The 11,375-nt window shown below is 56.1% G+C and carries 9 protein-coding genes and 1 pseudogene (1 of these 10 only partly in view); 4 read left to right on the plus strand and 6 right to left on the minus strand.

All coding sequences use genetic code 11. The features are described from left to right. Positions 1-8: 8 nt before the first annotated feature. A complete protein-coding gene (locus HY788_01070) occupies positions 9-2,600 on the plus strand; it encodes a hypothetical protein (protein ID MBI4772768.1) in 2,592 nt (863 codons plus the stop codon). 200 nt (positions 2,601-2,800) lie between these two features. Here HY788_01070 and HY788_01075 read toward each other — a convergent pair whose 3' ends face one another. Both HY788_01075 and HY788_01080 read right to left on the minus strand, forming a co-directional pair. Then, positions 2,801-3,619, minus strand: a complete 819-nt coding sequence (locus tag HY788_01075; protein ID MBI4772769.1) for an NTP transferase domain-containing protein — start codon at positions 3,617-3,619, stop codon at positions 2,801-2,803. Between the two features lie 208 nt (positions 3,620-3,827). Beyond that, positions 3,828-4,253 carry a PaaI family thioesterase gene (locus tag HY788_01080; protein MBI4772770.1) on the minus strand — a complete coding sequence of 142 codons (426 nt, stop codon included), beginning with the start codon at positions 4,251-4,253 and terminating at the stop codon, positions 3,828-3,830. 88 nt (positions 4,254-4,341) lie between these two features. On the opposite strand from HY788_01080, the gene HY788_01085 reads away from it, so the two are divergent. Further along, on the plus strand, positions 4,342-4,773 hold the full coding sequence (locus tag HY788_01085) for a PaaI family thioesterase (GenBank protein ID MBI4772771.1): 432 nt from the start codon (positions 4,342-4,344) through the stop codon (positions 4,771-4,773). Between the two features lie 21 nt (positions 4,774-4,794). Here HY788_01085 and HY788_01090 read toward each other — a convergent pair whose 3' ends face one another. The 4 genes from HY788_01090 to HY788_01105 all read right to left on the minus strand — a co-directional run bounded on the left by HY788_01090 (position 4,795) and on the right by HY788_01105 (position 8,384). Next, the gene (locus HY788_01090; GenBank protein ID MBI4772772.1) at positions 4,795-5,781 is read right to left on the minus strand and encodes a 2-hydroxyacyl-CoA dehydratase; all 987 of its coding nucleotides are present in this window, start codon (positions 5,779-5,781) and stop codon (positions 4,795-4,797) included. A gap of 74 nt (positions 5,782-5,855) precedes the next feature. Next, entirely contained in the window at positions 5,856-6,500 is a 645-nt protein-coding gene (locus HY788_01095) for a serine/threonine protein phosphatase (GenBank protein ID MBI4772773.1), read from the minus strand. A gap of 1 nt (position 6,501) precedes the next feature. Beyond that, positions 6,502-7,443: a radical SAM protein gene (locus HY788_01100; protein MBI4772774.1), complete on the minus strand. Its 942-nt coding sequence runs from the start codon at positions 7,441-7,443 to the stop codon at positions 6,502-6,504. A 50-nt stretch (positions 7,444-7,493) separates the two neighbouring features. Next, complete coding sequence (locus HY788_01105) at positions 7,494-8,384, minus strand: phosphoribosylaminoimidazolesuccinocarboxamide synthase (GenBank protein MBI4772775.1); 891 nt, start codon at positions 8,382-8,384, stop codon at positions 7,494-7,496. Positions 8,385-8,788: 404 nt separating this feature from the next. On the opposite strand from HY788_01105, the gene HY788_01110 reads away from it, so the two are divergent. Beyond that, positions 8,789-11,047, plus strand: coding sequence for a S8 family serine peptidase (locus tag HY788_01110; protein ID MBI4772776.1), 2,259 nt, complete (start codon positions 8,789-8,791; stop codon positions 11,045-11,047). Positions 11,048-11,168: 121 nt separating this feature from the next. Further along, a pseudogene (locus HY788_01115) lies at positions 11,169-11,375 on the plus strand (P1 family peptidase) (it continues 785 nt past the right edge of the window).

Genomic DNA, 11,375 nt, shown 5'->3' on the forward strand with positions numbered 1-11,375 from the left:
AGAACTTTATGAAGGCTACAAGAAACGCGTGTTTTTTACTCCTATGCCTCTTTTCTCTCGCTTTGATCTCCTGCGGGGGAGGCGGTTCCTCGGCGGGACCGGACACGCCGCCCCAAGGCAGTTCAGACCCCGCCGATGTGGTCCTGGGAGTACGGTACCAGATTGCCAACGTTTCGGCATCCCAGTCCAGTACGGTTTACGGCAAGGTTATCGACTACAACGGCGATAAGGTCAAAGACGGAACCGTGGTTCGGTTTCGGGTGTTTCTTGAAGACGATGCAAGCGGTTTCCGTTTCTCGAACTCCCTGACCAGCATCGACATACCCACGGTCGCCGGAGTGGCTTCCGCCGTCCTCACCCATGTGGGTCAACTGGCCGCCCCCCGGATCGTGGTGGTTCAGGTGTCCGTACCCGGCTTTGTCCAGGTCGTCCGATCCATCGACATCTTCTTTTACAGCGATCTGGCCACCTCCTTTCAACTGCTCTTGACGCCGGACAAGGTGTCGCTCAACGGAGACGGACAGGACCATGCTCAGATACGGGCGCGCCTCATCAACGCTTTCAGCGTTCCTTTCGTCGACGCCGAACTGCGGTTTTCCGTGGATCCGGCCCTTGGATCCTTCGTAGCGCCCAGCCTGCCCCTTTTGACTGAAGCTACACGCCTCACCAACGAGCGGGGAGAGGCTTTTGTCGAGTACATCGCCCCCCTCACCGACAAGGCCATCAATGTCACCATCACCGGCACGTCAAGGCTGGTGTTTTTGATCAAGACCCTGCCCCTTGGAACCTACCAGGTGTTTCTGGACGTTTTCGACATGATCTCCCTGGGCGTCAATGCACAGGAGCCGGGCTTCATTTCCGTGGAAGTGGACCCGCCCCGAATCCTGGCCAGCGATCTCACCAGTCCCGGCCTCGGCACGCACAGGTCCGAAATTACCATCAAGGCCTTCGATATCAACGGCAACCCCATGGTGGACGGAACCGTCGTCCATCTGAAAGCAACGAACAGCCTGCTTCCCAATCTTACATTGGGTTTGATTCCCTCTTTCGCCGTGCTGGGTCAGATCACGGACTCCGCGGGTGCAACGGTCAACGGCGGAGCCATCGTCTCGTTCTTTTCCGAAGGTGAACCCGGTGTGGCTGTTATAACGGCATCCATAGGGGACATCGAGGGATCGGGTCGTGTTGAAATCGAGGATGCCGCGCCCCTTCAGGTTCTCGATCCTGAGACCGGCCAGGCTCTCACCAACTTCACCTGGTCGATCGCGGAGTGCGTAGCAGCCACCAAAGCGTACAAAGTCTCAGACGGTCTGGCTGATGTGGGCAAGGGAACCTATATCTGGGAAATCACGGGAGGGCCCTCGTTCCTCTCAGTGGACACTTCACCCACGGACACCAGTACCGGAATCCTCGTATATGACGGAAGCGAATTACACGGGCTCGATGCCGGACAGCTGGAGGCCATGAACACCGTCATCGCCGTTACGGACACGGCCACGGGAAAAGTCATACGTTTCTCCATTGTCGTTGTCGTGACCGGCGCCAACCAATGCGAACCGGGACAAGGCCCGGGCGACCCCGATAACCCACTGGAACTTACCATTACGCCGGTCGATGACGGCGTTACTACCGCCAGTTCCTTCACTGTGGGCAACGCCGGCCAGATCAACTTCGAGGCCTCGGGAGGCACGCAACCCTACGTATGGACGTTTGACATCGGTACCGTAACCTTCGGCGACATCACTTTCGCTTCCGCAGACGCGGTCGCCACCCTACTGTACAACGGCGACCCGGCCACGGACACCGGCGTGATGACCGTGACCGTTACCGATACTTTCGGAGCCAGATCCAGCGCCCTGATCGCCATGATCTTGACACCCCAGACCAGCGCGTTCACAGGTGCTCTCCAGCTCAGTCCTACCGACGTGGGAGTCGGCGGCGAGGTGGTGGCTCAATTCACCCTCGAAAACCAGGACGGCGATCCGGCGCCCGGCCAGACCATCATCTTCCAACTCCCCAATGCCGCCGCGGCTGCGGGCACCCAGTACGTGGCTCCTACCACGGGAACCACCATAACCGCCGACACGGACTCCAACGGCAACGCCATTGCCGTCATTCAGGCCGGCGATACGGCCGACACCACGACCATGCTGGTTCGGGCCGTATTCGGCGTCATCGACATTACCGAGACATTTGAAATCAACAAAGCCCAGGGCCTCGTCGAATTCAGCGGTGATTCCGAAGTCACCGTAACCGTGGCCGCCGGAGCATACGGAAACGGCGCTCTGGTGTTCGTGATCGCCATGACGGTGACGGCCGAGGATGGAAACGGCAACCCGCTGGCTTCCATGCCCCTGACGCTGGACAGCGATCCGGATTTCGAGGCCGGGGTAACCAGTTTCGATCCTACGCTCCCCTTCGCTCTCACCACGGACGACGACGGCGAAGCCGAATTCATCCTCCGCGTCGCCGTTCAAGGATTCAGTGTGGCGACCAACGAAACCATTTCCGTCGCCAGTCTGGTCCTGGTCGGAACCACAACGGATCCGCCCGATTTCCGAGGTTCCAAGGCGTTGATCCTCAACGTTCGAGGAAACTAAGGCAGGAGGCGTTCAAACACAACTAACCAATCCTAAGCAGATCCCGGCTCCAAGACCGGGATCTGCTCATTCGGGACACCGGCCATGCCTAAGCCGACCAATCAGTATCTCGTGTGCAGAAGCAAGAGAAATCAACCCCGCGTAGCAGTGCAAGTGTGCAAGGTGTGCGAGCGCGCGGTAAAATGTCCGGATTTTCAGACTTATCTGGAGCCGTTCATGTTCGAGGAATTGCGGCTTGTTGAAAAAAACCGTTCGGCGGCCCGATACCCCTCCGGGTTGCCCAGGTCAAAGGCGATTCCCACGAGCTCCACTCCGTAAAGCCTGCCGCTGCGTATCAAATCCTGGTGAATCGGAACGTCGTCGATTTCTCCGGTTCTACCCGGCTCCGCCGGTATCAGGTCAAAGTAGTCCGGCCCGTAAATCCCCCCCGCAAACCCTTTCGGGTGAATGGGTTCACTGAAGTTCACCGAACCCGCGCCTTTATCGCTCAACTCGAGAATCCGGTACAACGGTGGTTCCACCGGCTCTACACGAAGCAGGCCGACGTTGCCGAACTGCATCGATCGGCTCTGCTCCAGCCAAACAAACCCGATCATATCCACCGGACGCTTGCTGTAAACCTGGACGAGTTGAGACAGGAAAGGCGTTTCCGAGACCAGTAAGCAGTCAGGCATGACCAGAGCAAAGGGCTCTTTTCCAATAAACTCCCGGGCCAGAGACACGGCGTGAGCTACGCCAAGAGGTTCCGCCTGCTCGAAGAAAACCAACTCGACTTGATCGAGGAGTTCACGAAACCTCGGATCAGCGAACCGCTTCGAAGCCAGAAGATCACGGATGGACTGCTTGTCAGGAGAAAGAACCACGGCTATCCGTTCGATGCCCGAGCGGACATGCATCTCCACGGCTCGCTGAATCATGGACTTGCCGCCCACGGACAGCAGCTCTTTGGGCAGACCGTGAGAGAACTCCAGCATGCGTCGGCCTCTACCCGCGGCCGGGATGACGGCTTTCCGGATCATGATCGTCCTCTTGCGAGAGTGCACCGAACCCAGGTCTATGTGAAGTCGGCGGCATTCACCCGATACTCGTGAACTCCGACCTTTTGGGGTGATTCACCCGCTCCGTTGAATGCGGTATGGTAAGACTTAGAAGACCTGAAAGGAGTTTGAGGGAAACGTTCAAGGTTTCCTTCAGCAGAAAAGATAAAACGTCCTTCGCACCTCGACACTATGTCTCCGTCCGGGCGAATTCTTGCACGGGTAACAGCATGAAGCGGCTTTCGCCTTGGGCAAGCAACGTCCCATCGGAGGCAAGTCGGATTTCCCCCCTGGCTTCCACCACACGCCGTTTGATCCGATCGACCCAGCCGATGATATCCAGTGGTTCTTCCGTCGGCGATTTGGACCGAAAACGGATGTTCAGACTGCCGGTGACCCCTTGTCCGACAAAATGAAGCACCGCATGGGCCATGATTTCGTCGAGCAGGGTGGCGATAATGCCTCCGTGGACCACCTTGGACCAGCCCTGGTACTCCGAAGGGATCCTCAATCGGCAAAACGCCCTATCCTGGCCGTATTCGACCTTCATGTGCAACCCGATGGGATTTCGGTTTCCGCAGGCAAAACAGGTTTGATCGTCCTGATATTCCGTCACGAATCGAATCTCCTCCAAACATTTCTTGCGTCCGCGGCCGCGTCCGGTTTAAATAGTACACACTCAGGCAATTGTAAAGGAGTCGATTATGGATCCGACATACGAACGCGGACTGCGAGAGGCTGTCGAGAACGAGCCCTTTGCCCGGAAACTCGGACTGGAACTGACGGATGTGGATGAAGGATACGCCAGAGTGGAGATGGTGTTCGACCCTGAAACCATGGGCAACATCTACGGCATGACTCACGGAGGGGCGATTTTCTCGCTGATGGACGAAGCCTTTCAGGCCGCCTCCAACTCTCATGGCAATATCGCCGTTGCCCTGAACGTCAGCATCACGTATGTAGCCGCCCCCAAACCGGGTGAACGCCTTCAGGCGGAGGCCACATTGGCTGCCATGACTCGAAAGACGGCGACCTACGACCTCAAAGCCACCGGAGAAGAAGGCAGACTGCTCGCCAAAGCGCTGGCCACCGTATACAGATTGGACAAGAAACCGCCCTTTGCGGAACAGACGTAAAGCCTGCATCAGCTGCAAGCTTCAGAACAGGACCTCCACGAAGGCTTCAATCCTATTCCGGGTCTGGGCATCCAGCGGTCCCGGACGATCGCCTTCCACCGTGAGTATAGGCACGGGCAGGGTCTCACGAAGCAGAATGTCCTGGATTTGCCTGAAACAGAAACTCTGTGTGTAATGGATGAGGCCGTCCAGATTTCTCTCCCGGATCGCCCGGGATATGTCTTTGATCCTCTCGGCGATCCCATAGGGGTAGGTGTACAACAGGTATTGGTCCGTCAAGTCATCGGTCAGGTTCAGCATGGCGAATTGTCGCTGCACCTCGTTGAATACCACTACGGCGCCCAGGCTTTCGACAAAATCGTGAATACCGCTCACGATAGGAGGCACTCCCAGGAATCCCAACCGGACCGCGCGCGCTTCATTCGGCCTCGTTTCGGCTTTCGAGAGGAATTCATCCAGTTTCCTCTCGAATCGGTCCGGATCGGAATCAAAATCCGAGCTCGAAACCAAGAACAGATGGTTTTCGAAACCGGATACCTTGTTTTCCCTCCACGTAAGCTCATCCAGGATCGCCAACTTCCTCCGAATCCGGTCCAGACGACGTTTGGTTCGCATCACGGCTTCCCAGTCCGTGCCGAACAAGCCCATCAGCCGCTCTATGGCTGCTCTCATTTCGCCGGATTCACGGGAACCCGGAAACTCGAACGGAAGCACCTCCCGGCCCTTCTTCTCCAACAGCTCCAGAAGAGCCTTCGTATTGCTGCAGTCTCCCTGCGTCACACCGATGATGCTGCGGATTTCCGGGTGGTCCATGACCACTCGATATATACCTTTAATCCAGCTGCAGACGGTTCTGGGAAACCCGTCCTCTTCCGCTCGAAGGATCAGGTCCCGCGGTACGGAGCTTTGAATGAACACGTTGTTCAGATCAACGGGCGCGTGGTCCGCCGCAAGGATCACTTCAACCGGTAGCGTGCTGGTGATGCCTATTTTTCTTGAATTTCCCATATCCTCAGGGGTAGGTTTCCCTCTGACCGATACCATCCGGTGATTTCTTTACAGACCAGGGGCTCGGGACCGGACTAACTCTGGTAGAAAACCAAGTCGGGAAGGGCCAGACAGGTCAACACGTTTCCGTACACCGCCCCGGTGTCGATTCCGATACAGTTTTTCGTTATCAGCGGCTTCCGGAACGGCGTATGCCCGAAGATCACGGTCTTTCCGAAGTCGTAATTCGAGTCATAGAACTCTCCTCTTATCCAGAGCAGGTCCTGCTCGTTTTGCTCCAAGAGCGGGACTCCGGGTCGAAGGCCGGCATGCACGAAAATGTGGTTTTCAGTTTCAAAGTAAAGCAACAACCGGTCGTAAAATGCCTTGTGTTCCGGTGGCGGCGTATCGCCCCGCTGATTCAGGGGCGCGCCTATCCTGGAATAGCTTTCCAGTGTGCTCTTGCCGCCATTGTACAAAAACGAATAAGCGTCTTTGCCTGATAGGAAATCCAGAAACATTCGCTCGTGGTTGCCCATGAGACAGATGGTTTTCGGGTGGGTGCGCTTGATTTCCAGAACTCGTTGGACTGTGCCGTACGGATCCGGTCCGCGATCGATATAGTCTCCCACGAACACGAGACGGTCTTTTTCCGCATTAAACGGGATCGTGTCCAACAACCTATCGAGATGGTCCAAACAGCCGTGAATATCTCCGATGGCGTAAATCCGACCCGTCATCTTATATCCATTGAAACAACGGCTTCGGTTGCCTGCCGTCGAGCCGGATCAACCCGGCTTTACGCGCTCCGGCCAGGACCTCGTCATAGTCCTCCGGGGAAAGGCTCCGGGCCAGGTCCGGAAACTTACGGGCTTCACCGCAGGGACGGTACTGAGCCATCACGTTTACATACGTATTCCGTGACACTTCCTCTGCAATAAACTTCATTATGGCCGCTGCGTCCTTTGCACAGCCGGGCATGACCAGGTGCCTGATCAACAGTCCCCTCCGGGCGATCCCCCTCTCGTCCAACTCGAGATCACCCACCTGACGGTGCATTTCCAGAATGGCCCTGCGGGCCGATTCCGGATAGTTACCGGCCTGCAAGTACCTTCGGGAGCGTTCGGGATCCCAGAACTTGAAATCCGGCATATAAATATCGAACACTCCTTCCAATAGCTTCAGGGTCTCGACCCTGTCGTACGCTCCGGTATTGTACACCAGGGGCACTCGCAATCCCCTGTCTATGGCTCTGGGAAGGGCGGCCAATATTTGAGGAAGCACATGAGACGGGGACACGAAGTTGATGTTGTGACACCCCATGTCCTGCAAGCGTATCATCATCTCGGAAAGAGCGGCCACCGCCAGCGTCCGGCCCTGCCCCTCATGACTGATGTCGTAGTTCTGGCAAAACGCGCACAACAGATTGCAGTGCGTAATGAAGATCGTTCCCGAACCTCCCGTTCCCACAAGCGGATCTTCTTCTCCGAAATGAGGGGAATAACTGGAGACCACGGGATACTTGCCCGTTCGACAAAATCCCTTCTCCCCTTTCAGACGGTTAACACCGCATTCCCTTGCGCATATCCTGCACGACCTCAGAACGGAGTATGCCGCGCGGACGCGCTCCTTGAGGGTCCCGCTTCGGTAGGTATTCAGATAGGCCGGTTCGTTCGAAGCCATGGGAAGTCCTATAGCACTCCCTTTCTCTCTCTCTCCCGCGGGGCTGACTGTCATCCGGTGAGACGCTCCAAAGCCTCTCGATAGCGCTTACGGGTCTGTTCGATAATATCCGGAGGGAGTTTCGGAGCCGGCGGGCGTTTGTCCCAATCCAACGATTCGAGATAGTCCCGCAGGAACTGCTTGTCATAGCTGCGTTGTGAACGACCCGGTTCATATTCGTCACGTGGCCAGAATCGGGAGGAATCCGGAGTCAATATCTCATCGATCAAAATCAGTTTCCCGTTCGAGTCACCAAATTCAAATTTGGTGTCGGCAATGACGATGCCCCTTTCCTTTGCTATGGCGCGGGCTCGCTTGTAGATGGATAGGCTTGCTTCCCGGACCTGCTTCAACCGTTCTTTGCCCACCAGCCGTTCCGCCTGATCGAGCGTTATGTTTTCATCGTGGGTCCCCAACTCGGCTTTGGTGGACGGCGTAAACAACGGCTCGGCCAGTTCGGCGGATTCCAACAGACCGGACGGTAGGGGATAACCGCATACGCTTCCCGAATTCTTGTAATCCTTCCATCCCGAGCCTGCAAGGTAACCTCTCACGATGCACTCGATGGTCAACGGCTTGGCTTTCTTTACCCACATGGTTCGGTTTCGCAAGACATCGGCATGGGGCCGACAGGTCTTGGGAAAATCCGCCACGTCGAAAGAAAGCACGTGGTTATCGATCAAATCCGTCATTTGGCGAAACCAGAACTCACTGATTTTCGTCAGAATCTCGCCCTTGCCCGGAATGGGGTCCGACATAATGACATCAAACGCGGAAATCCGATCCGTGGCAACGATGAGAAGGGTATCTCCGAGGTCATAGATGTCACGGACCTTGCCCCGGTTCAGGAGATTCAATCCGCTCAACTGTGTTTCCATAACTACGTTCGTATCGGCGCCCATCTGTCTCCTCCACCGAAGTATGTGCTGGATTGACGATATCGCAGGTAGGCTGACACGTCTACCACAATTGAGCGCACGAGGCAATGTGAGTTCAGCCGCGGGGGGAGCAAAAGACAACGTTTAATATAAATTTATATAATTTATACTTAATCAGATAAAGGTATTGACAATGTTTTCTAAATTCGCCTAATATATATAACAATATTTTAATTTCATACAATTGTTTACGCATGCTCGCACGGATCGATTCTGAATCCGCGCGCCACGTGGACGAGCTTGGATTCCAAGCGCAACCTGTTTTCGTTTGGAGTAGTCCCTGGGTCTTTAAAGCGTGTGTCGGGCTCTTTTCCGACAGTGGTTCAGGTTTAGAGGTCCGGGACATAAACATCTCTCGGAGGATATGTATGAAACGGATACGCGACAGAGCGCGTCTTGTGACGGTGCTCGGACTGGCCGCACTGATCCTGTTCGGGTATTACGAAGTATCCAATGCCGGCAAGATCGCTCCGAATTTGGAGTTTTTGCTTTCCAATCAGCAGGCGAATCGGAGCGCGGAAACGACAGTAGGCGCCGACGGGACCGGTCTCGTTCGTGTTATCGTACAGGCTGGATGCAATGACGATGTTTTGCAACGGAGCGGTTTTCGTGTTTCAAGCCGAGTAGGCGACGTTCTCACTGGAAGCATATCCGCCGACCTCCTATCCGGGCTGTCCGCGCTTCCTTGTGTCACATACGTTGAAGCCCCCTCCACCCTAAAGCCGAACATGGACATGAGCTATCCCGCCATTAAGGGGAACCTCGCCCGGTCCGGCAGCCTCGGCGCGTATTCAGGCCTCACCGGTCGCGATGTAATTGTTGCGGTAATCGACACGGGAATCGATTTGAACCATCCCGATTTCAAGGACGCCGACGGTAAGACGCGTGTCCTTTGGGTTTGGGATCAGACCGTTGATGGTACTCCGCCCTCTACGTTCACTTACGGGAATGAATGCTCTCAGTCCAAGATCGAAGCAGGTGAATGCACCGAGGCGGACACTGTGGGACACGGCACTCACGTGGCCGGTGTCGCCGCGGGCAACGGGCAGGGAACCGGAAACGGATTCCCTGCGGAACGTTATGTGAGCGCGGCGCCCGAGGCGGATCTCATTATTGTCGAAGGGAGCAACGACGGCGGTTTCGAAACCGATCGTCTTATTGACGCCATTTCGTATGTCCTGGCCCGAGCGGAAGAGGCGGGCAAGCCCGTTGTGGTGAATCTGAGCCTGGGAAGTCAGTTCGGCCCCCACGACGGCACTTCGCTTATCGCCAGAACCGTGGACAATGCATCCGGCCCGGGAAAGGTTTTCATAATCTCAGCGGGGAACGAAGGCAACAATCTCCCTTCGCTCTTTACCCGTCCGTATGTGCATGCCAGTGGCCAGGTCCCCGACACGGTAACCATTGAACTTCCGGCATGCCGAAACGAAGGATCCCAGAATGACTTCCTGAGCGCCGACATCTGGTACGATACGAACATGTGCGTGGGGATCACCGTCACCAGCCCCAACGGATTCCAGCGCAGCGCAAGCACCGGCGAAAGCAACGACATGGACCAGCGATGGACCGAAGACGGGTATATCTACATCGATAACTCCGTGGGCGGAGTCAATCCCAACAACCTGGACCATGAAGCGCTCATTCAGATCTTCGATTTCTTCGACAGGAACAGCTCCGACCAACGCGTTCCCACGCCGGGCGTGTGGACCATCCAACTTACAAAACTATGCGACGCGAGCGATACTACATATCACCTCTGGGTCTTCGCCAATCAGTTCTGTACGGAAAACGCCGGTATTACCTCTCCGAATGCTACCAACAATTTTCTGATCGCAAGTCCCGGGGATGCGGTAAAGAGCATCTGCGTAGGCGCGTTCACCGTGCGGAATACGTGGACCAATGTGAACGGCGACACTGTTAAAGAGGACGATCCGATCAACCAGATCGCGTATTTCAGCAACACCGGACCCACCCGCGACGGAAGAACCAAGCCGGACATCACCGCTCCCGGCAGTCTGATCATCTCCAGTCTCAGTTCCCGCGCGCGCACGGAATTTCCCGTGGAAGACATCGTGGACGACGGGGTTCACGCCATATTTCGAGGCACCAGTTTTTCCGCTCCCCATGTTACCAGCGCGACCGCGCTCCTTCTCCAGATCGACTCCCAACTCGAGCCCTTCAAGATCCTGGATTTTCTGAAAGCCTCGGCGGATTCAGACTCCTTCACAGGTCGGGTGCCCAATACCGTATGGGGATTCGGCAAGGTCAACATTCTGGAAGCGCTACAGCTGGATCCTCCCCAAGGACCTGAAATCACTTCTCTCACCCGGGTTTCCGGTACGGTCGCGGAACTGTCCTGGGACGAGCCCATGTTTCCGGCCACGGCAATCATTGTGGAGCGAAAAGCGGGCGAGACCGGGACCTGGGAACACGTAGCCACGCTTCCGGGAACCGATCGCAGCTATCGTGATGAAACCTTGATCGATGGTACTGTGTACTATTATCGCATCGCTGCCCGGTACAACCAGTTGCAGACCAGCTACAGCGAAGAAAAGAGCACCTCCTCATCGGCCGCCACCGGTGGCGGCGGCGGTGGTGGAGGTTGTTTTATTCAGACCGTCCGTTGACCCCATCGTCCTATCGATGGAACGCCCTTCTCACCCTTCACTACCCTGACCCGACCCCATGCATCTTTGCATGGGGTTTTTTTGTTGCAAGGACTGACGGGTCAAGGTAAATAGGTGCTCTATGGATTTCCTGACGAATCGGATTACGGACGTTCCCGGCATCCGCGTGGGCCACGCGTCGGATTTCGATGCCATGACGGGATGCACGGTAGTACTATGCCCCGAGGGAGCCGTTGGCGCCGTGGATATTCGAGGAGCAGCCACGGGAACACGTCAAATCGACGCCCTCTTCCACCGTCATTCCGTTCATTACGTGAATGACGTCATG

This window comes from Deltaproteobacteria bacterium (genome assembly GCA_016208165.1).
Classification (GTDB): Bacteria; Desulfobacterota; Desulfarculia; order JACQYL01; family JACQYL01; genus JACQYL01.